The organism is Paenibacillus sp. ATY16, from assembly GCF_003399985.2.
Classification (GTDB): domain Bacteria; phylum Bacillota; class Bacilli; order Paenibacillales; family Paenibacillaceae; genus Pristimantibacillus; species Pristimantibacillus glycanilyticus.
Genome location: NZ_NMOK02000047.1, coordinates 35,029 through 59,939 on the forward strand (window position 1 = coordinate 35,029; position 24,911 = coordinate 59,939).

Sequence of the window (24,911 nt, forward strand, 5' to 3'; positions counted from 1 at the left end):
CTACATCACCCCCATCAAGTAAACGACCGTGAGGACGAAGATCCACACAACGTCAAGAAAGTGCCAGTACAAGCTTACAATGGTAACTTTGCGTTTGGTAACCGAATTGATACCGTGTTTGCCGATCTGAATCATCAGGCCGACCATCCAGCAAAGACCAACCGAAACGTGAAGTCCGTGAGTTCCTACCAGGGTGAAGAATGCGGACCAGTAACCGCTTGTACCGATCGTAACGCCTTCGTCCACCATTTTGATAAACTCGGATACTTCAAGGAAAATAAACGATGCGCCGAGAAGCGCCGTAATGATCAGCCAGCCGATCAGGCCTTTTTTGTTGCCCTTGTGCATTTGAAGAACAGCGATACCGCTGGTGAAGCTTGATGTTAACAAGATAAACGTTTCGGCGATTACGCCAGGCATTTCGAACATCTCATGCGGCGTAGGACCGCCGTTTGTGCTGTTGTGCAGGACGGAGAACGTCGCGAACAGCGTACCGAACAAGATAACGTCGGTTATAAGAAACATCCAGAAGCCAAGAACCTTAATCGATTCATGATCGTGATGATCATCATGGTGGCCGTGATCGTTATGACCATGGCCGCCATGAGGCGTCACTGTGTGTGCCATTTACCGTACCCCCTTTAATGCTGCTTCCGTACGTTCAATCTCGTCAACCGGAATGTAATAATCCGGGTCGTAATCGAAGGAACGGGCGAACAGGCAGCAAGCAACGCCGATCAGGCCAGGAACGATCATCCAAGTCCAGTGCCATACAAAGCCAAAGCCGGCGATGAAGAAGAACACAGACATAATGAACGGAATACCCGAGTTTTTCGGCATATGAATCGGTTCCAGCGGACCAGGCGCTTTAGGCTGAATACCTTTCGCACGGCGCTGTTTCTCTTCCCACCATTCATCCGAGCTTGTAACCTCGGGAAGATGCGCGAAGTTGTACATTGGAGCCGGCGATGGAATCGACCATTCGAGCGTACGGCCTTCGCCCCATGCGTCTCCGGATTTTTCTTTCTTCAGGAACTTGATGCTGTGCGCAATTTGCCACACTTGGAAAATAAAGCCGAGACCCATGATGAAGGCGCCCACCGTCGAAACGATGTTAAGCGGCTGCCAGCCAAGGTCGAAGTTGTATTCGTTGAAACGACGCGTCATACCCATCAGACCAAGCGCGTACTGCGGCATGAAGCAGACATAGAAGCCGATATTCCAAAGCCAGAACGCCCATTTGCCAAGGCCGTCGTGCAGCTTGAAGCCGAACATTTTTGGCCACCAGTAGTACAGGCCTGCGAAGTAACCAAATACAACGCCGCCGATGAGCACTTGGTGGAAGTGCGCAATCAAGAAGTAACTGTTATGGAACTGGAAGTCAGCAGGCGCAACCGAGAGCATAACCCCCGTCATACCGCCGACGACGAAACACGGTATAAAGGCAATGGTCCAGAGCATGGGCTGGCTGAAGGTGATCCTTCCTCGGAACATCGTAAACAGCCAGTTGAACACTTTTACACCGGTCGGTATCGCTATGAGCATCGTCGTAACCGCGAAGAACGCGTTGACGTCGGCGCCGGAGCCCATGGTGAAGAAGTGGTGAAGCCAAGTAAAGAACGAGAAGAAGCTGATCGACATAAGAGCGAATACCATGGATTTGTAGCCGAACAGTTTTTTCTTCGAGAAGGTGGATACGACATCCGAGAATACCCCGAAGGCCGGCAAAATAACGATATATACTTCCGGGTGACCCCACATCCATATCAAGTTGACGTACATCATCGGGTTGCCCCCGCCGTCAAGCGTGAAGAAGTGAGCGCCCAAGTAACGGTCGATAAACAGAAGGAACAGCGTAACCGTCAGAATCGGGAATGCGAACATGATTGTAATGGAAGATGACAATACGGACCAGGTGAACATCGGCATTTGCATCAGCTTCATGCCCGGCGCACGCATCTTCAGGATTGTGACAACGAAGTTGATACCGGACGCGAGGGAACCGATACCGGAGATCTGAATACCCCAAATATAGAAGTCTTGGCCGAGACCAGGACTGCCGGAAAGCTCGGACAGCGGCGGATAAGCCAGCCAGCCCGCATCAGGCGAACCCCCGATAACGAATGATACGTTAAACAGCATGGCGCCGAAGAAGAAGAGCCAGAAGCTGAGGGAGTTCAGGTAAGGGAACGCTACGTCGCGCGCGCCTATCTGGAGCGGCACAACGATATTGAACAAACCGAACATAAGAGGCATCGCCATGAACAAGATCATGATAACGCCGTGGGTTGTAAAGATCGCATTATAGTGACCTGCATGCAGGAACTCTAATTGCGGTACGGCAAGCTGAGTACGGATCAGAAGGGCGTCGACGCCCCCGCGGAATAGCATGAGAAGCGCTGCGATAACGTACATAATACCGATTTTTTTATGATCGACGGTTGTCAGCCATTCGGTCCACAACCAGCGCCATTTTTTAAAGTAAGTCAGAGCAATGACGATCGCTACCATGGAAAGACCAATGGAAACCTGGGCACCCAGGATGAGCGGATCGCCGGTGATGAAAAAGTCATTCATCAGGAAATCCCAAAATTCTTTAAACATAGTGCATCTCCTTTCCTTACATTATGATTTAGCTTCATCAGTAGTGGTAGGCGACTGCGTGTCATGCCCACCCTCTGCATCATGAACAGGTCCTGATTTCTTTCCGGAGTTCGGAGCGTCAATACCGTTCGGGCCAACATATTGCATAACGACTTGATCGAACAGGCCTTTAGGGAATGCCGAGAAGGTTTGTTGCTCGGACGAACCCGGCAGCTTCAACTCTTTGAAGCCTTCTTCGGTAAGAGCAGGCGAAGTTTGTTTCACGCTGTCTACCCAAGCACGGTAATCCGCATCGGAAGTCGATTTGACGTTAAACGTCATTTTCGCGAATTGCTCGCCCGTGAAGTTTGCGCCCATTCCAAGGAAGTCGCCAACCTCGTCAGCTTGCAAATACAAGGTCATAGCCATGCCGCTCATCGCGTAAATCTGGCCGCCGAGCTGCGGAATCCAGAAGGAGTTCATCGCTTGGTCAGCCGTTACGCGGAAGCGAATCGGCGTATCCTCCGGAATTTGAAGGTAGTTAACGGTGGAAATGCCCTCATCCGGATAAGTGAAAAGCCATTTCCAGTCAAGCGATGTTGCTTCGATTGTAATCGGCTGTTTAGCCGACTCAAGCGGTTTGCTTGGTTCAAGATCATACGTGTATTTGATCGTCACCGTCGCCAGAATAGCGATAATGATGATAGGGATCGCCCACCAAATGGTCTCCAGCTTTGTGCTGTGCTCCCAGTTAGGCTGGTAGCCGGCTTTGTTATCTTTCTTATCGCGGTAACGCCATACGATAATCGCAGTCAGGATCAGGACCGGAACGAGAATGATCGCACACAGCCAGACAGTGATCCAGATAAGATCTTTTTGCGATTCGCCGATTGGCCCCTTAGGATCGAGGACAACGTATTGGTCGCTGCAGCCGGACAGCATAACGGCTATCAGCATAATCATCAACGGAACCAGAAAGCGAATGTACTTTCTCATGATTTGTTTCAACTCCTCAATATTGCTTCTTGTCATTAAGATTAGCAGAAGTCGCTCAAAATAACTGCTGGCTTAACAATTACGACAACAATTCGTCTTTTTTCTGTAAAAGAAAGTTCACTATATTGACAACTGTACCTTTTTTCCTTGGAAATAAAACACAAAAAAACCGCCTCCCGTCAATATTGACGGAAAGGCGGCTTTTTAAAAGCGAATTTGGCTTCACAAAATCGGATTGGATGGATCATCGTTTTGTTCGTCTTCTTTTGCCTGATGGATTCTTGCATGGACCAGACCGATAGCTGTGCCGATCGTATAAATAAATACGCTGCCAACAAGGCAACCTACGCCAATCATCAGAGTTGTATTCTTATCGCTAAAGTGGCTGATTTTGATTAGGCATAACAAAACGCCTACTGTCAAACATGTCCATGCAAATATAGTCATTAGAGTAACAAGACGTTTCACGCTAGCAGCTGTTACTTCCGAATCCGACTTTACATTGCTTACCGTTGCAGTTTTCGTAGCCATCTGAAACACTCCCATAAAGTTTGTAAGTGCTTACTTCTTGGTTCTACTATACCACAGTATATGACGTTTGTTCAAAGAAATTTCACTTTTTGATCATATTTCGGACAAATTTGTATTCCAGGACATGCTAATTCTTCCACCAGCGCTTCAAATCATTCCACCAGGTTCGGCTGTTATCCTTGGTCGCGTTGTCCGCAGGGGCATCTTTCGCCGCAGGTCCGCCGCAAACCTCGGTAGGCTCCGTGCCCGCCACAAAGGACTCAAGCCGTTTGCTCGCGCAGGTGGCTGCTGCTAGTTTGCCGCTCGCCGGATCGACGTATACGTTAACAACGCCGTCCGGAATCGGAAAGATCTTAGGCGGTATGGCAGATAGCGCCTGCTCGGTAAACTGGGCGAAGATTGGAGCAGCGCGGTGCGCTTCGGTCACGGTTAGCTTGCGGTTCTTGTCATACCCTACCCAAACGGCGGTCGCCAGCTCCGGGGTATAGCCGACCAGCCAAGCATCCGTTGAGGTGGTTCCCGTCTTGCCGGCAACCGGTCTTTTAATAATGGAAGAAACCCGGTTAGCCGTGCCGCCTCCTTCGAACACGCTCTCCATTAGACTAGTCATCACGTAAGCTTCGGCCGGATTAATAACCTGCTCTTCGTGATGCTCCGCTTCATATATAATGTGTCCGTTCTTATCGGTGATGCGCAGAATCGCAACAGGCTCTACCTTTACGCCGCCGTTTGCGATAACGGAGAATGCGGAGGCCATCTCAAGCGGACTAACCGGGAAGGTGCCAAGCGCCAGGGAAGGAACCGGGTTCATCGGGCTTGTAATGCCCAGCTTGCGTGCCGTCTCGATTACGCGGTCGGCGCCCACCGTCATAATGGTGTTCACGGCGTAGATGTTATCCGAGCTCGCAATCGCCGTGCGCATATCAATGAAGTCGTTAAAGTATTTGTCGTTATAGTTATGCGGCTCATACTTTTTTCGTCCTTCATCGTAGGTAAAGACGGTTGGCTCGCTCTTGAACCGGGTGACCGGCGTCATAAAGCCGCTGTGCAGCGCCGTCAAATACAGCACCGGCTTGAACGAGGATCCGGGCTGTCGGGTTTCGGCAAGCGCCCGGTTGAACTGATTCGTCTTATAGTCGCGTCCGCCGACCATTGCTTTTATATACCCGTTGCGCGGGTCAATAGAAACAAGCGCCGCCTGCTGCTCTTCGCTGCCGGCAAGGCCATTCTTGACGGCATCCTCAGCGGCGCGCTGCGCGGCAGAGTCCAGCGTGGTATAGATCGTAACGCCGCCTTCATTAAATAGCTGCTCATTGATGCCCAGCTTGTCGACGGCTATGTAACGGATATAATCGCGGAAATAGGGAGCAAAGCCCGCCTGCTCGCCGGAACCTAGCGGCTGGAAGTTCAGGACTTCCTTATAAGCCGCGTCGGCTTGCTCCTGCGTAATGTCGCCGGATTCGGTCATGGCATGCAGGATGTTCAACTGCCGGTCTTTCGCGTTCTTCATATCCATAAACGGCGAGTAGTATTTGGGTCCCTTCGGAATGCCGGCCAGCATCGCGCTTTCCGCAAGCGATAACTGCGAAGCATGCTTTTTGAAATACAGCTGGGAAGCCGCTTCAATTCCGTAGGCGCCATGACCGTAATAGATCTGATTCAGGTAAAGGCTCAGAATCTCATCCTTGGAGTAATTCATCTCCAGCTGGACCGTATACATGGCTTCCTTCAGCTTGCGCTGCCATGTCTTCTCGTGAGTGAGATACAGGTTGCGGGCAAGCTGCTGCGTCAGGGTACTGGCTCCCTGCTTGGCCGACATGGTCTCCACGTTGACCAGAACGGCACGGGCCATTCCTTTCATATCAAACCCTTTGTGCTCGTAGAAGCGGTGGTCTTCGATCGCCAGCGTCGCCTCCACCAGGTAAGGTGAAATTTCTTTGAGCGGTACGGAGCTGCGATTCTCTCCGGTATGGAACGTATCGATTACCTGCCCCTGCAGATCAAGCATGCGGGAGGATTGGCTAATCGAAGTAACCGGAAGAGATTGAAACTTTAAATAGAGGAGCATGGACACGATGCCAAGCACGACAATAGCGGAAACGGCTGCGGTTAAGCGCAGGCTTTTTTTGAACCTCATAACATGAGGAAGAAAACGTTCGGTTATAATAGGAAAAGCATATTTGCGGCGCGGCTTGCCCGGCCTGATCTGGTGCTTCTTCATGATGGTGCTCCCTTCGCAAGAACGACCTTTTCCTTAGTATGGAAAAACGCGGGGGCCGATATTCATGGAAGCGAGCAGAAAAGGTTGATTTTTCGCCCCGAACTACTATAATACATGGTGAACCATTGACGGAAAGAAGGGATTTATCGAAATGGAATTGTGGTATACGGAAAAACAAACCGAGAACTTCGGCATTACGGCGAAGATTACAAAGACGTATGTAAATGAACAAACTGAGTTTCAACAGCTCGATATGATCGAAACGGAAGAATTCGGCACCATGCTGGTTCTTGACGGTATGGTCATGACTACGGTTAAAGATGAGTTCGTGTATCACGAAATGGTAGCCCATCCGGTACTCTTCACGCATCCGAACCCGGAGCATGTGCTCGTAGTAGGCGGCGGCGACGGCGGCGTAATCCGTGAAATTATGAAGCATCCGAAAGTGAAGAAAGCCGTTCTCGTTGATATCGACGGCAAGGTTATCGAGTATTCGAAGAAATACCTGCCGACTATCGCAGGCGAGCTGGACAACCCTCGCGTTGAAGTGCTCGTAAACGACGGCTTCATGCATATTCATGATCATAAAAATACTTACGATGTCATCATGGTAGACTCCACGGAGCCGGTTGGCCCAGCGGCTAACCTGTTCACGCGCGGCTTCTACCAAGGCATCTACGAAGCGCTGAAGGAAGACGGCATCTTCGTGGCTCAAACCGACAACCCTTGGTTCAAGGCCGACCTGATTCAAAGCGTAAACAAAGACGTGAAGGAAGTATTCCCGATCGTTCGCGTATACGGCGCTAACATTCCGACTTACCCAAGCGGACTGTGGACCTTTACAATGGGCAGCAAGAAGTACGATCCGCTTGAAGTGGACGAAGCTTCCATCGCTGATATCCCAACGAAGTACTATACTCCGCGCCTTCACAAAGCGGCATTTGTTCTGCCTAAATTTGTTGAAGATCTCGTGAAGTAATATTTAATAGTAACGTTTCATGCGAAGAGACGACCTTCTTCCGCGGCTTTCAATAAGCTGCGAATGAGGCGTCTCTTTTTATTTTTAAGGCGCTGCTGGTGTAGAATACGTAGTGAAGATCTTTGATGCAGGAGCTAAAAGGAGTGGACGGTATATGGAGCAGGAGCAAACGGAGCGCATCTATTCATTCCCGCCGGTCATTGACGAGCGGGCTCGCGTATTGGTGCTGGGTACGGCGCCAAGCGTGAAATCGCTGGAGCACCGGCAGTTCTACGGTCATCCACGCAATTATTTTTGGGGAATGGTGTATGGCTTGTTTGGCGCGGGAGCACCGGATGAGGATTACGGGAAGCGTCTTGCTTTTTTGCAGGACCATCATATGGCCGTGTTTGACGTCATCAAGTCCTGCGAACGGCCCGGCAGCCTTGACGTAAACATCAAGAACGAGGAGCCCAATGATCTGCCGGCTTTGGCGGGCAAGTATCCGGGACTGAAATGCTTTGCTTTTAATGGAAGCAAGGCATACGATACGTTCCGTAAATATTTCCGCGATCATCCGGCACTGCAGCATCTTACCCTTTTGAAACTGCCTTCGACAAGTCCCATTCCCACGCAGAAGATGCGCAATCTGGAGGACCGGATCGGAGCTTGGAAAGCAATTGTTCCGTACTTGGAGTTACCGGAATAGCGCGCAATCGTTGAAATTAAGGGGCTTCCTGTATATAGTAGTAACATACGAGAAGACTGGAGATATAGGAGCTTTTGCGATGCAAGACAGAATGGCGGTTAAAATTACGCTGACAAGCACCCAGGATGGGGAGTCCGTCGTACATACGTATTCGGGGGAATGGTTCCGGAAGGAACGGACGGTTTATATCCGGTGCGAAGAGCCGGTGGAGGGAAGTGCTTCTCCCATCAGGACCCTTGTGCGTTACCGGAAGGACGAGCTGTTGATCACGCGCCGGGGCGTCGTGGAATCGGAGCAGCTGTTCGTGCCCGGAGAAATGCGAAGAAGCGGCTACTACCGCTCTCCCTATACATCGTTCCAGATGGAGACGGCAACCGCATTTATTGAACTCAAGGGAGAGGGCGGCGAGAAGCAGGCTTCCGCAGAACCTCCATTCGCGATTGAGTGGCAGTATGAACTATGGATGAATGAACATTTATCGGGCCGGTTTCTGAACCGGCTCCATATACAGGAGGAGAAACAATGAGTACGAACGTGTTGGAGCAAATGTATGAGAAGGTGAAGGAGGCGATTGCGGACGCGGCGGTAACAGGCGGTCTTGCGGCTCGCGAGGAGCTTCCTGCCTTTGTGCTGGAGGTGCCGAAGGATAAAGCGCACGGCGACCTGGCAACAAACGCGGCTATGCAGCTTACCAAGCTGGCGAAGAAAAACCCGCGCCAAATCGCCGAGACGATTATCGCCAACCTGAACGGCGAGAAGTTCGGCATCCAATCGGCCGAGATTGCCGGCCCGGGCTTTATTAATTTCCGCATGGACAAAAGCTATTTATATTCCGTTATCGGCGAGATTACGGCTGCGGGAGTCAACTATGGACGCACCAAAGAAGGAGCCGGCCAACGCGTGGAAGTCGAATTCGTCAGCGCAAATCCGACAGGCAACCTTCACCTTGGCCATGCGCGCGGCGCGGCCGTGGGCGATGCGCTCTGCAACGTGCTCGATTTCGCAGGTTATGAAGTAACCCGCGAGTACTATATTAATGACGCGGGCAACCAGGTCAACAACCTGGCGCGCTCGATTGAAGCGCGTTACCGCCAAGCGCTTGGTCAAGACGCGGAAATGCCGGAAGACGGCTACCATGGCGAAGACATCGTTGGTTTCGGCAAGCTGCTTGCAGAAGAGAAAGGCGATAGTCTTCTATCGCTGTCCGATGAAGAGCGCTTTGCCTACTTCCGTCAATACGGATTGGAAAAAGAACTCGATAAAATCAAACGCGACCTTGGACGCTTCCGCGTCAACTTCGATATCTGGTATAGCGAAACTTCGCTGTATGAGAGCGGCCGAGTGGAAAAGGCGCTTGAGGCGCTTAAGGCCAAAGGACAAGTGTACGAGGAAGAAGGCGCTACGTGGCTGTCGACGATGCCTTACGGCGACGACAAGAACCGCGTGCTTGTGAAAAATGACGGCTCTTACACTTATTTGACGCCGGACATTGCTTACCACCAAGACAAATTCAGCCGCGGCTACGACCGGATGATCAACATCTGGGGCGCCGATCACCACGGCTATATCCCTCGCGTGAAAGCTGCTATGGCAGCGCTTGGCAATGATCCCGACAAGCTGGTCGTATTGATCGCTCAGATGGTAAGCCTGTTCCAGGACGGCGAAAAAGTGAAAATGTCCAAGCGTACCGGCAAAGCCGTTACGATGCAGGATCTGATGGACGAGGTTGGCGTCGACGCCATTCGTTACTTCTTCACGATGCGCAGCATGGACTCGCATCTGGATTTCGATATGGACCTTGCCATCTCGACTTCGAACGAGAACCCTGTCTTCTACGTGCAATATGCGCATGCCCGCATTTGCAGCATCTTCCGCCAGGCGGAGGAGCAAAACGTTGCCCTCCTGCCGATCGGCGACATCGACTTCGGCAAGCTTTCGTCCGAAGCCGAATTCGACCTGCTTCGCAAGCTCGGCGAGCTGCCGCAGGAAGTGTCGGAAGCTGCGGCTCAATACGCGCCGCATCGCTTGATCCGCTACGTGTATGAACTGGCTTCGCAGTTCCACAGCTATTACAAAGCCGAGCGCGTCATTACCGAAGACGCGACTCAGACCCAGGCGCGCATCGCGTTGCTTGGCGCTGTCCGCATCGTTATCGCCAACACGCTCCGCCTCGTTGGCGTATCGGCTCCGGAGCGGATGTAATCCGCTTCCGTCACGCATTCCGCAGCAGGTGGTTGATCGCCTGCTCACAGCAAAGCCGCCAGTTCAAGCTGGCGGCTTTGCTGTGTTTGGTGGTTTTTGGTTCTTGCTGGCGCCGCAGTAGCATCGAATTTCGCTTACGGCCTCGAGGCAAATAACAAATCATGCTTGCTATGCGCGAAGATGGCATCTGATCTTAGATTTCCGAAGTACAGTATCTTTTTTCTGTCAGCATGTACTTCGTTGCCACTGGTTTTCCCGTACATTGTACGGAATACAGTAAATTCAACCCTTTAAGTAAAGAAACACAACTTACATTGCATTTAATGCAGTATATCAACTCTAATGAGGCACTAAACGGCCGTTTCAGCCCAATTGTAATGTATTCGATACAACGTAGTTCTCCACATTTGCCGAATTAAGGCCAATATCCTGCATTTAATACAGCGTAGCAATCGCTATAATCCTACACGAAAGAAACCGTTCCGGGGAAAATCCCAGGAACGGTTTCTTTACGTCCCTCAATAGGACCGATGAGTGCGGGCAAGGACCGTGTATCTCCCGGAGGAGCGCAGCGCTTGCCTTTGACGACTGAGAAATCTCGTTTATAATGAGTACATTCAAATTTCTTAGCGTCAACAGCAACCGGAGGGAGATACATTGTTCGCCGCCAGTCTCCTCACGGCAAGCAAAGTCCTTCCCTCATCTATCGGTCCGCCGCCCCCAACATCTTCATCACGTCAATCTCCCCGGTATACCGGGGAGCCTTTGTGCTTCGAAGCGGCAGGTACGACTTTTTCAGAATCGCTTTAATCTCCGCGGGAGACAATCCCGGCTTATGAGCCAGCAGCAAAGCGATGGCCCCGCTGACATGGGAGGTAGCCATCGATGTTCCGCTCATCTCGTGATACTTGCCGCGGAGCCAAGCGGAAAAAATTTTGTCGCCGGGTGCGTAAATGTCAATAAACGTGCCCCGGTTGCTGAACGGCGCGATGCGCCGCAGCTTGTTTGTTGCCCCGACCGAGATCGTCTGCGGATATCTGGCCGGATAATCGACAGTCCGGCGTTTGCCGTCGTTGCCCGAAGACGCAACAACGATAACGCCGGCATTATAAGCGTTGTTTATCGCATTGAGGAGAGCTTTGCTGCGCGTCTTCATGCCAAAGCTCATGTTAATAATGTTGACCCGGTTGCGGACGCACCAATCGATGCCGAGAATAATGTCGGATACAAAGGCGCTTCCGTTATGGTCGAATGCTTTTACCGGGAGAATTTGCGCCCGCGGCGCAATGCCGATCATGCCTTGCACCTGGTTGGCGGCTGCGATTGTGCCCGCGATGTGCGTGCCGTGACCGTTGTCGTCATGAGGCAGCATGCTGCGGTTGAGCAGGTTAATGCCGCGCGACAGCGATTGGCGGATATCGGGATGGCTAAAGTCTACGCCGGTATCGATGACGCCGATTTTGACGCGGTGTCCGGTCGTCGTGCTCCAGGCAAGCGGGGCTTTGATTTGCTGAACGCCCCAGGGGATGCCTTTTTCCAATGGCATGGTTTTCGCTGCGGTGTGAACGGTAATACGGCGGTCGTCCTCGATCCATACGCCGCCGGAAAAGCCGGATAAAGTTGCTTCGACAGGGAGCTGACAAGATATTGCACGAATGATGCGCATTTGCTTAACCGGCTTCAGTTCCGGGGATGCTGTCGATGCTTCTGACCATTCCTGCAGAAACCGTCGATAGTCACCTTGCTGCTGAAATCGGATAATCCGATTTTTTGTCGTTTGGCCCGTGCAAGCCATCGTGTCCTTCAACCAATGGAGAAAAGCGGTGATGTCCAATTACGCGTCCCCTCCCGACGGACGATGCTGAACTATTGTATGAAACGGGGAGTTCGGCCGCATGAGCAACTTGCCTTTTTTCAGATAATTAGGCATGGAGCCGTGTCAAAACGCCGTGAAGGACATAGGATGATGTAAGAGTTCTAACGACTCTTACGCTCCGGTCCCGCATTACTCGATGCGTGCTCCGGATGGATACAGTCAAAGCGAAGGGACAGCCCTTCGCTTTTTTCTTTTGCAGGGAACATTTGCATAGGCGAGAAGCAGCCGGGAGACAGCTTGCTTTTTTGAATAAAATAGGTTTTACTATACTGTGATATTGGTTATGATTACGAAAGTATGAAGATAGCAAGAGAGGATGTGTCCATGTGAGCAACGGCAATATTGCATTGAAGCTCGATCCTGAACGGTTGAAGGAAATGCCTATGGTGGACCTGGCGTTTGAAGTGCTGAAATCCGCTAATACGCCTTACTACTACCGTGACCTGATGATGGAAATTGCGAAAATTCGCGGATTGTCTGCGGATCAAATCAATCAAGTGATCGCTCAAGTATATACGGAGATTAACATTGACGGCCGTTTCGCCTGCGTCGGCAGCAACATGTGGGGGCTGAAACGCTGGTATCCGGTTGAACGCAATGAAGATCCGATTACAAACGCTAAGCGTCCGCGCATTATTAACGATGACGACGATGACGATGAGGATCTGTTCGCGGACGAGGAAGATGATTCGTACGCAGCCGAAGAAGAGGATTACGATTCTTACGATGAAGACCGCGAATTCGGCGAAGCCGACGCAGAAGAAGAAGTCGATGAAGAGGTTGGCATCGAAGACGAAGAGCTCGAAGATGAAGAAGTTGACGAGGAACTCGACGCTGATGCCGAGCTTGACGACGAAGACTCCGAAGACGAAGATTTTGAAGACGACGAGGAAGAAGAAGACGATAAATAATCTCCCTCCGGCTTGCCGTGTTTAAGCTTGACAGTCCGCATACGGGCAGAGTAAACTATTGCATGGGCTTTAAGATTCGGTTAACGTACCGCATAAGCAGCAATGGCTTACCTTCCCGTTTTTGAGGGATACAAGCCTCTGCGGATTTAGCATTTGCCGCGTTTTACCGGCAAGCTACACGTTATAATAATATGCCAAATGAAAAGTGCCCCGTGAAGACGGGTGTCACTTTTTTTGTTTGTAGAAGCAAGTTAGAAGCAAGTTCAGGAACCTGATTTGTTCATCCATAAACTGGACAGAGGAATAGAGAGTCTGCTAATCCATGTTTATTGTGCAAATGGGATAACCTAAACATAACCAGAGGAGCATGGAGGGTATTAGCAAAGTGACAAAATATATTTTTGTAACCGGGGGCGTCGTTTCATCGCTTGGCAAAGGAATTACCGCTGCATCACTCGGCCGTCTGCTTAAGAACAGAGGGTTGAAAGTAACGATTCAAAAGTTCGATCCTTATATCAACGTTGACCCGGGAACGATGAGCCCGTACCAGCATGGCGAAGTATTCGTAACAGACGACGGTGCGGAAACAGACCTTGACCTTGGGCATTATGAACGGTTTATCGATATTAACCTGACGAAGTACAGCAGCGTTACGACAGGCAAGATTTATTCGAACGTTATCTCCAAGGAACGCCGCGGTGAATATCTGGGCGGAACGGTTCAGGTTATCCCGCACATTACGAACGAAATCAAGGAGCGCGTATACCGCGCTGGCAAAGAAGCCGGCTCCGACGTTGTAATCACCGAAATCGGCGGTACGGTGGGCGACATCGAAAGCTTGCCTTTCCTTGAAGCAATCCGCCAAATCAAAAGCGATATCGGGCGCGACAACGTGATGTACATTCACGTAACGCTTATTCCATACATCAAAGCAGCGGGCGAAGTGAAAACCAAGCCAACGCAGCATAGCGTAAAAGAACTCCGCAGCATCGGCATTCAGCCTAACGTTATCGTATGCCGTACCGAGCATGCGCTGTCGGAAGACCTGAAACGCAAGATCGGCTTGTTCTGCGACATCGACGCTAACGCGGTTGTTGAATGTATCGATGCTTCGACTTTGTATGAAGTACCGCTGATGCTTCGCGAGCAAGGTCTCGACGATATCGTGGTGAACCATCTGAAGCTTACGACGAACCAACCGGACATGACGCAATGGGAAGATCTTGTAAACCGCGTAAAATCGTTGCATAAAACGACGGAAATCGCCATTGTCGGCAAATACGTTGCGCTCCATGACGCTTACCTTTCCATCGTTGAAGCTCTGGGCCATGCGGGTATCGATGCGGACTCCGAAGTGAAGCTTCGCTGGGTGAACGCGGAAGAGATCGACGACGAGAACGTTTCGGAAATGCTGAAAGGCGTACACGGTATTCTTGTGCCTGGCGGCTTTGGCGATCGCGGTATTGAAGGGAAAGTTTCGGCTATCCGTTATGCCCGCGAGCAGCAAATTCCGTTCTTCGGCATTTGCCTTGGCATGCAGGTTGCCGTTATCGAATACGCGCGCAGCGTAGCCGGCCTGTCGGGCGCGAACAGCGCGGAGATCAATCCGTCGACGCCGTATCCGGTTATCGACCTTCTGCCGGACCAGAAAGACATCGAGGACATGGGCGGCACGATGCGTCTTGGCCTTTACCCTTGCAAATTGAAGCCGGGATCGCTTGCGGCTACTGAATATAACGATGAGCTTGTTTATGAGCGTCACCGTCACCGGTATGAATTCAATAACGAGTACCGTGAGCGCATTGAATCGGCGGGTCTTCGCATTTCCGGCACTTCGCCGGACGGCCGTCTGGTGGAAATGGTGGAGCTTCCGGAGCATCCATGGTTCCTCGCGGTTCAATTCCATCCGGAATTCACTTCCCGTCCGAACCGTCCTCAACCGCTCTTCCGCGGCTTTGTGCGTGCGGCTTTGAAATACTCCGGACAGTAAGAACAGCTGTTCTGACATCCGATGTCTCCAATTTTTTTAGTGGAAAAGCAGGATAATGTACCTCTCCGCGCGAATATATTAACGATTATGGAAGAGTTGACCAGTTGTGGGTCGAGTCGCGGGAGGTAAATATCTTGGAGAAGAAGAAGCTATTAATCGTTGATGATCAGAATGGCATCCGTGTGCTTCTGATGGAAGTGTTCAGCAGTGAAGGCTACAATACTTTCCAAGCTTCAAACGGTAGGTTGGCACTGGAAATCGTAAAAGCCGAGAATCCTGACCTCGTTCTGCTTGATATGAAGATTCCGGGGATGGACGGACTTGAAATTTTAAAGCATGTGAAGGCAATTAACCGTGATATCAAAGTCATCATGATGACGGCTTACGGCGAGCTTGACATGATCAAGGAAGCGACCGATCTGGGGGCTGTTATGCATTTCACGAAACCGTTCGATATCGATGAGATGCGGATTGCGGTTAATATGCAGCTTCACGGCGGCAATTCCAATAACCGCTTTGCGGTAGGGTCCTAAGGGACCCTTTTTTTTATGAGAATTCCCTTTTAAAAGGATTAATTCGCACCCCCTATATTAAAGGTTTCTAACCCGTTGCCTACTTCTGTAAGAGAAATACCATTCCCTGTCCCGATATGGTATAATGGCTCAGAATCAACGGTCTAATAGACATGTTAATCTTTTATTAACGATAAAATTTCGCTTCGCAAAGAAGCAAAAACAAGCAAAGTGTACTAAATAGGAGTACGGGATAATGAGCCGCCCATCACGGCGAGCGTGTCAGTATAAGCTCGCGCCATATGGCGGTTTTCCTATGTTTCTTCTTACATTTCGGGAGGACTATATTTGATGGAGAAATTGATGATACGCGGTGGACGTCCGCTGCGGGGCACCGTCCAAATAAGCGGAGCAAAGAACAGTGCCGTCGCTCTGGTTCCGGCTGCCATATTGGCAGAATCAGAAGTGGTATTGGACAATTTGCCCCATTTGAGCGATGTTGTCGTATATAGTGAGATCCTGCAGGACCTCGGTGCTGTCGTAAGCTGGCAGGGCGATGTCATGAAGATTGATCCTTCGCGGCTTGAATCGAAACCGATGCCAAATGGAAAAGTGAAGCTGCTGCGTGCTTCTTATTATTTGATGGGTGCCATGCTTGGACGCTTTGGGGAAGCGATTATCGGATTGCCTGGCGGATGTAATTTCGAGCCAAGACCAATCGATCAGCATATTAAAGGCTTTGAGGCTCTGGGTGCTACCGTTACCAACGAACAAGGCTCGATGCGGATTCATGCCAAAGAGCTGCGCGGAGCGAAAATTTATCTCGACGTTGTCAGCGTTGGCGCGACCATTAATATAATGCTTGCGGCCTCCCGGGCCAAAGGCTCTACGATTATCGAAAATGCGGCAAAAGAGCCTGAGATTATAGATGTGGCAACGCTTCTGAACGCGATGGGCGCAAGGATCAAGGGTGCGGGTACGGAGACGATCCGGATTGAAGGGGTGGACAGCATGCATGGTTGCCGCCATTCGATTATTCCGGACCGGATTCAGGCAGGCACTTACATGATTGCTGCAGCGGCAACGCGCGGAGACGTTACCATCGACAACGTTATTCCGAAGCATATGGAAGCCATGACTGCAAAGCTTGAAGAAATGGGCGTAACCGTTCAGGAAATGGACGAGTCTATCCGTATAATCGGCGCTCCGGAGTATACGGCTGTTGACGTGAAAGCTCTGGTTTATCCAGGTTTTGCAACGGACCTACAGTCTCCGATGACAACGCTGCTTGCCCAGGCCAAGGGCGTCAGCATCCTGAGCGATTATGTCTACAGCAACCGTTTCAAGCATGTGCCGGAACTCAACCGGATGGGCGCGAATATTCGCGTGGAGGGCCGTTCCGCCATTATTGAGGGCGGAGAGTTTTTTGCGGCGAAGGTTAAAGCCGCCGATCTGCGGGCAGGCGCGGCGCTTGTGATCGCCGGTCTTACCGTCAAAGAAGGAATTACGGAGATCACTGGCGTAGAATATATTGACCGCGGTTACGACAATCTCGTTGATAACCTGCGCAGACTTGGTGCGGATGTTTGGCGGGAAACGGAATAATTTTTATTTTTAACGGAGCAAAACACCCGATTTGGCGTTTTTCTGGTAGCCTGAACGAATAGAATTCGTCAAATCGGGTATATAATGATAGCTAAAACTGAATACAAAGTGGTGAGAATATGACAGATCTTCAGATCTCCGATCTCGAAGAAATGAAGCTGACCGAGTTGTACAAATTGGCGAAGCAGTATCAAATACCGTACTACGGCCAGCTGAAGAAGAAGGAATTAATATTTGCGATTTTACGGGCACAAGCGGAAAAAAGCGGCCTCATGTTTATGCAGGGTGTACTTGAAACATTGCCGGAAGGCTTCGGCTTCTTGCGGCCAATCAACTATTTGCCTAGCAAAGAGGATATTTATATCTCTGCTTCCCAGATTCGAAAATTCGACTTGCGTACCGGCGACCTTGTATCGGGCAAATGCCGGCTGCCGAAAGACTCTGAGAAATACTTTGGTCTCCTCCAGGTAAACGCCGTAAACGGCACCGATCCTGCGCAAGCGGCCGAAAGACTTCATTTTCCCGCTCTAACTCCTCTTTATCCACAGAAAAAGCTCGTGCTGGAAACGGCATCTTCCAAACTTTCTACTCGAATTATGGACTTACTTGCGCCTGTTGGCCTTGGTCAACGCGGACTGATTGTAGCTCCGCCAAAAGCGGGTAAAACCTTGCTGCTCAAAGAAATAGCGAACAGTATTTCGACGAATCACCCGGATATCGAGTTGTTTGTGCTGCTTATTGATGAACGCCCCGAGGAAGTAACGGATATGCAGCGTTCCGTGAAGGGTGAAGTTATTGCTTCGACGTTTGATGAAGTGCCTGAGAACCATATAAAAGTAGCCGAGCTTGTGCTTGAACGGGCACTGCGTCTGGTAGAACACAAGAAAGACGTTGTTATTTTGCTCGACAGCATTACCCGTCTTGCCCGTGCTTATAACCTGGTTGTGCCGCCATCCGGACGTACGCTTAGCGGCGGTATCGATCCGGCAGCTTTCCATCGTCCGAAGCGCTTCTTTGGCGCGGCCCGGAATGTGGAAGAGGGCGGCAGCTTGACGATTCTAGCGACGGCGCTTATCGAGACCGGCTCGCGTATGGATGACATCATTTATGAAGAATTTAAAGGTACGGGCAATATGGAGCTGCATCTTGACCGCAAGCTTGCAGAACGCCGTATTTTCCCCGCGCTCGATATCCGCAGATCGGGTACGCGCCGCGAAGAAATGCTTTTATCGAAAGAAGAATTGGATAAATTATGGGTTGTGCGCCGCAATATGACCGATACGCCTGACTTCGTCGACGGCTTCCTGAAGAAGCTCGCCGATTCGAAGACGAATGAGGAATTCCTGATGTCGCTTGACGCATCGGAAGATAAACCTGCCCCGCAGCAGCGGACAAGCGCAGGTACGGGTACTACAGGCGCGGGACTCAAAAGCAGCGCAGCAACCGGAAGGCGACCGGCACCGCGCACGACGCACGGCTCCTAGTGCCGCCGGAAGGAGGACATCAAGATGAATCTCGTATACGCGGATGAGAAAGGCAATGTGTTTGATCATCCTGACTATATAGCGCTTGGGCGCAGCGGCGATATGATCGTCGAATTAATGGAGGACGAGTTGATCCCTCTGCCAAGGGGAGCTACGCTCGTAGGGCTGCCCCATACCCGTCCAGTCTTTATGGATCCGGATACCGGCGAAATGAAAATGCTCTCCGGCAATTACCAGGCTGTAGGCGCGTTGTTGCCGCAGGGTTATACCCGGCTGGCGCTGCCAAGCTATGTGAAGACCGATAAGAATGAGAAGTTTCCGCTCTTTGGCTACACCTCTGTCGTTTGGAAGGACGGCGGTTTTTATGTGGCGGCGGAGCAAAGCGATGATCCGTACAAATGGGATCCGCTTAACTGCGACCGGGGAGATGTCCGCAAAGGAGTAGAACTGCTGACTGCCAAATACCCGGAGAACAGACTGTACAAGCATTTGTCGCATTGCGCCCTTGGCTACGAATGCTTAACATCCTCCAACACGTTCCTTCAGCGCTGGGAGGGCGGGGTACCCGTTTCTTATTCCTGCAACGCGGGATGCTTCGGCTGCATTTCGGAGCAGCCGGATGACAGCGGGTTTGTTGCGCCTCAGACGCGGATGAACTTCAAGCCTACGGTGGATGAGATCGTGGAAGTGATGCTGGAGCACCTGAAAACGCCGGAATCGATCATCAGCTTTGGCCAAGGCTGCGAAGGCGAGCCTTCCACGCAGGCCAAAATCATCGTGGAAGCGATGAAGATCGTTAGAAGCCGGACAAACCAGGGCTATATCAATATCAATACGAATGCCGGACTTACGGACTTCATGCGCGCAATCGTCGACGCGGGTCTTGACCTGATGCGCGTCAGCACGATAAGCGCTATTGACGAGCATTACAATGCTTACTACAAGCCGCGCGCATATACGCTTGCCAATGTGGAGAAATCCTTGAAGTACGCGACGGATAAAGGGGTATACACCTCCATCAACTACTTGATCTTCCCCGGGGTAACCGACCGCGAAGAAGAGATCGAGGCGATGATCGGATTCGCGAAGCGGACCGGACTTAAGCTTATTCAAATGCGCAACCTGAATATCGATCCGGAGAGCTACCTGCAGTTGATTCCTCCTGCCAAAGGCGAGATTTACGGGATGAAGCAGATGCTTGAAATCTTCCGCGAAGAGCTGCCGGATGTCGTTATCGGCTCGTACACGCATCTTCCGCCGGCGGCGGCGCGCAAGTAGCTGGCAAAACATCGGCATTGCATGCTTGTAATGGTCGTGCTATAATCCGAGTTGTGTGATTTATAACTCTGGATCCGCATGTGGTTCAGGGCAGAAAGAGGTGAACGAGATGAAACAAGGTATTCATCCGACATACCACGTATCCAACATCACTTGCGCTTGCGGTAACACGTTCGAGACAGGTTCGATCAAATCGAATCTTCGCGTAGAGGTTTGTTCCGCATGTCACCCGTTCTTCACGGGTAAGCAAAAGTTCTTGGATGCAGGCGGTCGCGTCGATCGTTTCAAAAAGAAATACGGCATCTAATCTCTGCCGCATAAATTGGCAGAATAAGAAAACCTCCCTTAGCCATCCTATGGTTAAAGGGAGGTTTTTTGATTGCTTACCAAAAAGATGCTGCGCCGCAAGCTGCGCTTAATATTTATGGGATTCGCGATACCGGCATTGGTCATCGCTAGTTTGACCGGCTGTGCTGCCGACGGGGTGAACAATGGGCACCGGACGAATGACGGCAAGGTGGAAACCTATGGCCATGACGGATACATGGGTTATTCCAACAGCAACCCGAACCTGCCTAATAACAAGACATTCCTTAATTACGAGACGGACAGGAAGCTTATTAATCAGGTGCTGCAGCCAATCGACGGAATCAAAAGCAGTCGTGTCGCGTTTAATGGCGGGGATCTCACCGTTCATATCAAGGCTGCTTCCAATCTGACGGACGCTCAGCTTGAGGCGCTGCGCGCAAAGACGGAGCAGGCTGTTCAGCTTAACATGCCGCGCTACCATGTCAAAGTGAAAGCATCCCGTTAATCCTAACTACCATTTTCCTACGGTTGCGCTTTGCGTTTGGATGGGCTATACTTAGTTTTGCCGTGCTAGATGGGGAGTTAGCGGTGCCCTGTAACTCGCAATCCGCTTTAGCGAGGTTGAATTCCTGCTTTAGGTTATGTGATGCAGGGTTTGGCGCTTGCAATCAGTGTTGACGGTTGGGTCCTCCGCAATGGACGCTTGTGAACCTGGTCAGGTCCGGAAGGAAGCAGCCATAAGCAAGTTTGTTCATGTGCCGGGGGAGTGCCTGACCCGAGCTGAGACGCAAGAGTGCCGCCTGGATCGCATGTTATCGAGGGCAGGTGCACGGTTCATCATTTTCATAGTTTAAGTGAAGGAACACCAGCGATGGGGATCTGTTTTGAAGAAGCAGATGCCGGAAATGCGGGTGTTTTTGTTTTGCTTATAGACATCATGATGTATAATAGAGAACAAGAATGAGCAAGCCGAAGGGAACGTAAACGCGTGAGTCATATTGCATTATATCGTGCCTGGCGTCCGCAGACGTTCCAGGACATGGTTGGACAACGGCATATTATACAAACGCTGCAAAATGCGATTCGGGAGAATCGGGTTTCGCACGCCTATTTATTTAATGGTCCCCGGGGAACGGGGAAAACAACGGCGGCCAAGGTATTGGCAAAAGCGGTTAACTGTGAACGAGGCCCTGCGGAAGAGCCTTGTAATGAATGCGATGCATGCCGCGGCATAACGGCCGGTCATATTATGGACGTTGTCGAGATTGACGCGGCGTCTAACCGGGGTATTGACGAAATACGGGATATTCGCGATAAAGTCCGTTATGCCCCGTCTGAAGTTCGATATAAAGTGTATATTATTGATGAAGTCCACATGCTGACGTCCGAGGCGTTTAACGCGCTTCTGAAGACGTTAGAGGAACCGCCTGGACATGTTATCTTTATTCTGGCGACCACGGAGCCCCATAAGCTTCCGGCTACGATTATTTCGCGTTGCCAAAGATTCGACTTCCGGCAAGTCTCGTTGGAAGAGCAATCGGAGCGGCTGTTTGAGATTTGCCGGGAAGAAGGCATTGAGGCGGAAGAGGATGCGATCGCTTATATTGCCCGTCTATCTGAAGGCGGGATGCGCGATGCGATAAGCTTGCTTGAGCAGGTTGCGGCTTTTGGCGGATCGAGAATCACCCTTGACGGTGCTGTTGATGTGACGGGAGGTATGGCCGCGGATCAGTTCTATGCGCTGGCAGAAGCGATCCGGGACCGTAATGTCGCCGCTATCATGCCGCTCGTAGAGAGCTTAACGCAAGCCGGGAAAAGCGCGGACAAATGCATGGAGAATCTGATCTTCTATTTCCGCGATCTGCTTGTATTAAAGCTAGCCCCGCAAGGTGCGGTAACGGAGCGGGTGGTTGACGCCGAACGGTTCCGCGGAATGGCCGATGCTTTCAGCTCCGAGCGGTTGTTTAAGATGATTGATACTCTTAATACCTATCAATCCGATATGAAGCATGCTTCGCAGCCGCAGACTTTGTTTGAAGTCGCATTGATGAAAATTTGCACAATAGGTAACGAGAGTGCTGGGGGAGCGGGAAGCGGCGGCGATGCCGCGGCGTCCTCTCCGCCAGCCGCTTCGGCCGAAGTGCAGCGTCTTCGCCAGCAGGTGGAGATCCTTGAGCGCAAGCTGGAGCAGCTTATACAAAACGGAGGAGGCTCCGGTTCCGGAGCGGGTGATGGCGGTGCGGCCAGACAGCCTGCCAGCCCATCCCGCCGTCCCGGCTTTGGCGGAGGCGGTGCTGCGGTCAGCCGGTCTACCGTGAAGCTTGATCCGTTTGTTGCCGCAGCCGGCAGTCCGGGTACGGGGCAAGTTCGGATGAAGTGGAACGAAGTGCTCCACCGGGTGAAGGAAGCAAGAATAACGGTACATGCATGGTTGGTTGACGGAGAGCCGGTAGCCGCAACGGATTCCACGATACTTGTCGCCTTCAAGAACACAATGCACCGGGAGACCACGGAGCGGCCGGCACACCGGGAGATTATCGAACGGGTCATGCAGGACGTATTCGGCAATCCGGTCAAGCTTGCAACCTGCATGCTGAAGGAATGGCAGAATGCGGCCAGCCGCTCAGGCGAGCAGGAAGGCGAAACGCTGGAATTACAGCCGGATGCGATTGACACCGGGGAGGAGCAGCGTCCACAATGGGTAGAGGAAGCTGTTAAGCTTTTTGGTGAAGACTTAGTTGTAATTAAAGAAGATAATTAACTAATACGATGAGGTGATAAGTCATGAATAACATGAACCAAATGATGAAGCAAGTAAAGAAAATGCAAGAGCAAATGATGAAAGCCCAAGAAGAGCTTGTAAACAAAACGGTTGAAGGTACGGCTGGCGGCGGCGTTGTAACCGTGGTAGCGAACGGCCACAAAAAAATCCTTAGCATCGCGATCAAACCTGAAGCGGTAGATCCGGATGATGTCGAAATGCTGCAAGACCTTGTTTTGACAGCGGTTAATGACGTATTGACAAAAGTAGACGAAATTGCGAACCAGGATATGGGCAAATTCACTGGCGGCATGAAGATTCCAGGCTTATTCTAAGCCGGATTGCTGTCTATATAACTTATAAAAGCTATACGCATGCTGACGCCGCCGCAAGGGCGGCGTCAGCCGTTTAGGCTGGAGGCTTGAAAGGGGCTGCGCGTTTTGTTTTATCCCGAACCGATAGCGAAGCTTATTGATGCCTTTACGCGGCTTCCGGGCGTTGGACCGAAGACAGCCGCAAGATTGGCTTTTCATGTGCTTCGCATGAAAGAAGATGATGTTATCGATTTCGCTAAGGCGCTTGTCAGCGTTAAGCGGAATCTAACGTACTGCTCCGTTTGCTGCAATATTACCGATACCGATCCATGCCGGATTTGCCAGGATAAAACGCGCGATAACTCCGTTATTTGTGTGGTTCAGGAATCAAAGGACCTTGTGGCCATGGAACGGACGAAGGAATTTCAAGGACATTATCACGTGCTTCAGGGTGCTATATCTCCAATTGAGGGAATTGGGCCCGACCAGATCAAGATTGCCGAGCTGCTTCGCCGCTTGAGCGATGAGCGGGTGCAAGAGCTGATCTTGGCGACGAATCCGAATATTGAAGGCGAAGCGACCGCGATGTATATTTCGAGGCTTGTCAAACCGTTTGGTATCCGGGTAACGCGGATTGCCCACGGCCTGCCGGTTGGCGGCGACCTTGAATACGCCGACGAGGTCACCTTGTCCAAAGCGCTTGAAGGACGCAGAGAACTCAGTTAACTTAATGCACGGAGAAAGAGCCGTTATCCCGACAGGGAAGACGGCTCTTGTTTTGTTTTCGGGATGCAATCCGTTCTAAATAACGTTCCAAGCCTCTATACATATATAGAAAATGTCTTGTCCCAGATGGACGAGCAGAGGAGGAGAGGCGTAATGGCGAACTTATGGCGGGGCATAAAGCAACCGACCGAAAGCAAGCATACGGGCGGGTTAGAAATGATGAGGACCCCGTTTCAGCCTGTACCGGAACCGGATACGGCGGAATGGAGAGAACATCTGCGGGCGGAGATTGATGAAGCTCACAAGGAATGGATAAATGCGACCCGTTTCTTCAACGTTGCCGTTGGCGAAGATCAGATTGATTACGCCATCTATGCGTTGATCACGGCGGAAAAACGGTACGAGATGCTAATCCGGATTGCCAAGCGGACCTGCAAGGTATGGCCGGAATGGAGAGGGGCGCTACAATGAAAACATTATGGCTGGCGATGCTTATTTTATCATCGGTTGCTCTGGTAGGCGTGCTTGTTAGGCAAAAGCTCTCGTGGACATGGCTGCGTAATTTTTCTATCCACATTGTTTTGGCTGCAGCGGTCCTGTATGTGCTAAATTTCTCCGGACTTATCCCTAATATATATATTCCGCTTAATCCGGTTACAATAGGTACTGTTGTCGTACTTGGCGTACCCGGAATTGCATTAATCGCTGGGGTTCAGTACTTTATCGTCTGAGCCCTTAAAGTTTTTTGGACAAAGGGTTGACCTTCTGAATTGAATCATGGTATATTACTTCTCGCGCCATGTGCAAGGAAATAAAAGCTTCAAAAAAGTTTTTAAAAAAGTACTTGCAATCATCTAGGCGGCTGTGATATATTATAAAAGTCGCCGCTGAGAAACACGGCAACGACACGAAAAAGAAATTGTTCTTTGAAAACTGAACAACGAG

23 protein-coding genes and 1 other RNA gene are annotated in these 24,911 nt (G+C 51.0%); 18 read left to right on the forward strand and 6 right to left on the reverse strand.

Going from position 1 to position 24,911, the window contains the following annotated elements:
• The 5 genes from cyoC to CFI03_RS25335 all read right to left on the reverse strand — a co-directional run bounded on the left by cyoC (position 1) and on the right by CFI03_RS25335 (position 6,331).
• A complete protein-coding gene (gene cyoC / locus CFI03_RS25315) occupies positions 1-627 on the reverse strand; it encodes a cytochrome o ubiquinol oxidase subunit III (RefSeq protein WP_127497833.1) in 627 nt (208 codons plus the stop codon).
• Positions 628-2,604 carry a cbb3-type cytochrome c oxidase subunit I gene (locus CFI03_RS25320; RefSeq protein WP_127497835.1) on the reverse strand — a complete coding sequence of 659 codons (1,977 nt, stop codon included), beginning with the start codon at positions 2,602-2,604 and terminating at the stop codon, positions 628-630.
• A 21-nt stretch (positions 2,605-2,625) separates the two neighbouring features.
• A complete protein-coding gene (gene cyoA / locus CFI03_RS25325; protein ID WP_127497837.1) occupies positions 2,626-3,579 on the reverse strand; it encodes a ubiquinol oxidase subunit II in 954 nt (317 codons plus the stop codon).
• 222 nt (positions 3,580-3,801) lie between these two features.
• Positions 3,802-4,110 (reverse strand): hypothetical protein, encoded by a 309-nt coding sequence (locus tag CFI03_RS25330; RefSeq protein WP_174806602.1) that lies wholly within the window; start codon positions 4,108-4,110, stop codon positions 3,802-3,804.
• Between the two features lie 127 nt (positions 4,111-4,237).
• Complete coding sequence (locus CFI03_RS25335; protein ID WP_248760635.1) at positions 4,238-6,331, reverse strand: transglycosylase domain-containing protein; 2,094 nt, start codon at positions 6,329-6,331, stop codon at positions 4,238-4,240.
• Positions 6,332-6,482: 151 nt separating this feature from the next.
• On the opposite strand from CFI03_RS25335, the gene speE reads away from it, so the two are divergent.
• The 4 genes from speE (at position 6,483) to argS (ending at position 10,200) form a co-directional block, all read left to right on the forward strand.
• A complete protein-coding gene (gene speE / locus CFI03_RS25340) occupies positions 6,483-7,310 on the forward strand; it encodes a polyamine aminopropyltransferase (protein WP_127497841.1) in 828 nt (275 codons plus the stop codon).
• 154 nt (positions 7,311-7,464) lie between these two features.
• A complete protein-coding gene (locus tag CFI03_RS25345) occupies positions 7,465-7,998 on the forward strand; it encodes a DNA-deoxyinosine glycosylase (RefSeq protein WP_127497843.1) in 534 nt (177 codons plus the stop codon).
• Positions 7,999-8,077: 79 nt separating this feature from the next.
• Positions 8,078-8,524, forward strand: a complete 447-nt coding sequence (locus CFI03_RS25350) for a YwiB family protein (protein ID WP_248760640.1) — start codon at positions 8,078-8,080, stop codon at positions 8,522-8,524.
• Positions 8,521-10,200, forward strand: a complete 1,680-nt coding sequence (gene argS, locus CFI03_RS25355) for an arginine--tRNA ligase (protein ID WP_248760641.1) — start codon at positions 8,521-8,523, stop codon at positions 10,198-10,200. The genes CFI03_RS25350 and argS overlap by 4 nt, the downstream gene beginning before the upstream one ends.
• 703 nt (positions 10,201-10,903) lie before the next feature.
• Here argS and CFI03_RS25360 read toward each other — a convergent pair.
• Complete coding sequence (locus tag CFI03_RS25360) at positions 10,904-12,034, reverse strand: S8 family peptidase (RefSeq protein WP_248760642.1); 1,131 nt, start codon at positions 12,032-12,034, stop codon at positions 10,904-10,906.
• A gap of 419 nt (positions 12,035-12,453) precedes the next feature.
• Between CFI03_RS25360 and rpoE the strand changes: the two genes are divergently transcribed.
• The 14 genes from rpoE to CFI03_RS25430 all read left to right on the forward strand — a co-directional run bounded on the left by rpoE (position 12,454) and on the right by CFI03_RS25430 (position 24,697).
• Complete coding sequence (gene rpoE, locus CFI03_RS25365; protein ID WP_248760647.1) at positions 12,454-12,987, forward strand: DNA-directed RNA polymerase subunit delta; 534 nt, start codon at positions 12,454-12,456, stop codon at positions 12,985-12,987.
• A gap of 385 nt (positions 12,988-13,372) precedes the next feature.
• The gene (locus CFI03_RS25370) at positions 13,373-14,977 is read left to right on the forward strand and encodes a CTP synthase (protein WP_127497853.1); all 1,605 of its coding nucleotides are present in this window, start codon (positions 13,373-13,375) and stop codon (positions 14,975-14,977) included.
• A 134-nt stretch (positions 14,978-15,111) separates the two neighbouring features.
• Complete coding sequence (locus tag CFI03_RS25375) at positions 15,112-15,510, forward strand: response regulator (protein WP_012772140.1); 399 nt, start codon at positions 15,112-15,114, stop codon at positions 15,508-15,510.
• Positions 15,511-15,840: 330 nt separating this feature from the next.
• Positions 15,841-17,094: a UDP-N-acetylglucosamine 1-carboxyvinyltransferase gene (locus CFI03_RS25380; protein ID WP_127497855.1), complete on the forward strand. Its 1,254-nt coding sequence runs from the start codon at positions 15,841-15,843 to the stop codon at positions 17,092-17,094.
• A gap of 119 nt (positions 17,095-17,213) precedes the next feature.
• The gene (rho, locus tag CFI03_RS25385) at positions 17,214-18,578 is read left to right on the forward strand and encodes a transcription termination factor Rho (RefSeq protein WP_248760643.1); all 1,365 of its coding nucleotides are present in this window, start codon (positions 17,214-17,216) and stop codon (positions 18,576-18,578) included.
• Positions 18,579-18,602: 24 nt separating this feature from the next.
• Complete coding sequence (locus CFI03_RS25390; protein WP_248760644.1) at positions 18,603-19,856, forward strand: radical SAM family protein; 1,254 nt, start codon at positions 18,603-18,605, stop codon at positions 19,854-19,856.
• Positions 19,857-19,965: 109 nt separating this feature from the next.
• A complete protein-coding gene (gene rpmE, locus CFI03_RS25395) occupies positions 19,966-20,163 on the forward strand; it encodes a 50S ribosomal protein L31 (protein WP_012772144.1) in 198 nt (65 codons plus the stop codon).
• Between the two features lie 72 nt (positions 20,164-20,235).
• Positions 20,236-20,670, forward strand: coding sequence for a hypothetical protein (locus CFI03_RS25400; RefSeq protein WP_201008913.1), 435 nt, complete (start codon positions 20,236-20,238; stop codon positions 20,668-20,670).
• Positions 20,671-20,730: 60 nt separating this feature from the next.
• Positions 20,731-20,998: signal recognition particle sRNA large type (gene ffs, locus CFI03_RS25405), an RNA gene on the forward strand.
• Between the two features lie 155 nt (positions 20,999-21,153).
• Positions 21,154-22,926, forward strand: coding sequence for a DNA polymerase III subunit gamma/tau (dnaX, locus tag CFI03_RS25410; protein WP_248760645.1), 1,773 nt, complete (start codon positions 21,154-21,156; stop codon positions 22,924-22,926).
• Positions 22,927-22,949: 23 nt separating this feature from the next.
• Positions 22,950-23,261: a YbaB/EbfC family nucleoid-associated protein gene (locus CFI03_RS25415; RefSeq protein ID WP_127497865.1), complete on the forward strand. Its 312-nt coding sequence runs from the start codon at positions 22,950-22,952 to the stop codon at positions 23,259-23,261.
• A gap of 105 nt (positions 23,262-23,366) precedes the next feature.
• Complete coding sequence (recR, locus tag CFI03_RS25420) at positions 23,367-23,966, forward strand: recombination mediator RecR (protein ID WP_127497867.1); 600 nt, start codon at positions 23,367-23,369, stop codon at positions 23,964-23,966.
• Between the two features lie 153 nt (positions 23,967-24,119).
• Positions 24,120-24,437: a DUF2508 family protein gene (locus CFI03_RS25425; protein WP_248760646.1), complete on the forward strand. Its 318-nt coding sequence runs from the start codon at positions 24,120-24,122 to the stop codon at positions 24,435-24,437.
• Complete coding sequence (locus tag CFI03_RS25430) at positions 24,434-24,697, forward strand: pro-sigmaK processing inhibitor BofA family protein (protein WP_127497872.1); 264 nt, start codon at positions 24,434-24,436, stop codon at positions 24,695-24,697. Before CFI03_RS25425 ends, CFI03_RS25430 begins: the two co-directional genes overlap by 4 nt.
• The last annotated feature ends 214 nt before the right edge of the window (positions 24,698-24,911 follow it).

Excerpts from the sequence above, each read along its gene's own strand:
- cyoC (WP_127497833.1), bottom strand. The coding sequence starts at position 627 with ATGGCACACACAGTGACGCCTCATGGCGGCCATGGTCATAACGATCAC.
- CFI03_RS25320 (WP_127497835.1), bottom strand. The coding sequence starts at position 2,604 with ATGTTTAAAGAATTTTGGGATTTCCTGATGAATGACTTTTTCATCACC.
- cyoA (WP_127497837.1), bottom strand. The coding sequence starts at position 3,579 with ATGAGAAAGTACATTCGCTTTCTGGTTCCGTTGATGATTATGCTGATA.
- CFI03_RS25330 (WP_174806602.1), bottom strand. The coding sequence starts at position 4,110 with ATGGCTACGAAAACTGCAACGGTAAGCAATGTAAAGTCGGATTCGGAA.
- CFI03_RS25335 (WP_248760635.1), bottom strand. The coding sequence starts at position 6,331 with ATGAAGAAGCACCAGATCAGGCCGGGCAAGCCGCGCCGCAAATATGCT.
- speE (WP_127497841.1), top strand. The coding sequence starts at position 6,483 with ATGGAATTGTGGTATACGGAAAAACAAACCGAGAACTTCGGCATTACG.
- CFI03_RS25345 (WP_127497843.1), top strand. The coding sequence starts at position 7,465 with ATGGAGCAGGAGCAAACGGAGCGCATCTATTCATTCCCGCCGGTCATT.
- CFI03_RS25350 (WP_248760640.1), top strand. The coding sequence starts at position 8,078 with ATGCAAGACAGAATGGCGGTTAAAATTACGCTGACAAGCACCCAGGAT.
- argS (WP_248760641.1), top strand. The coding sequence starts at position 8,521 with ATGAGTACGAACGTGTTGGAGCAAATGTATGAGAAGGTGAAGGAGGCG.
- rpoE (WP_248760647.1), top strand. The coding sequence starts at position 12,454 with ATGCCTATGGTGGACCTGGCGTTTGAAGTGCTGAAATCCGCTAATACG.
- CFI03_RS25380 (WP_127497855.1), top strand. The coding sequence starts at position 15,841 with ATGGAGAAATTGATGATACGCGGTGGACGTCCGCTGCGGGGCACCGTC.
- rho (WP_248760643.1), top strand. The coding sequence starts at position 17,214 with ATGACAGATCTTCAGATCTCCGATCTCGAAGAAATGAAGCTGACCGAG.
- CFI03_RS25390 (WP_248760644.1), top strand. The coding sequence starts at position 18,603 with ATGAATCTCGTATACGCGGATGAGAAAGGCAATGTGTTTGATCATCCT.
- rpmE (WP_012772144.1), top strand. The coding sequence starts at position 19,966 with ATGAAACAAGGTATTCATCCGACATACCACGTATCCAACATCACTTGC.
- CFI03_RS25415 (WP_127497865.1), top strand. The coding sequence starts at position 22,950 with ATGAATAACATGAACCAAATGATGAAGCAAGTAAAGAAAATGCAAGAG.
- CFI03_RS25425 (WP_248760646.1), top strand. The coding sequence starts at position 24,120 with ATGGCGAACTTATGGCGGGGCATAAAGCAACCGACCGAAAGCAAGCAT.
- CFI03_RS25430 (WP_127497872.1), top strand. The coding sequence starts at position 24,434 with ATGAAAACATTATGGCTGGCGATGCTTATTTTATCATCGGTTGCTCTG.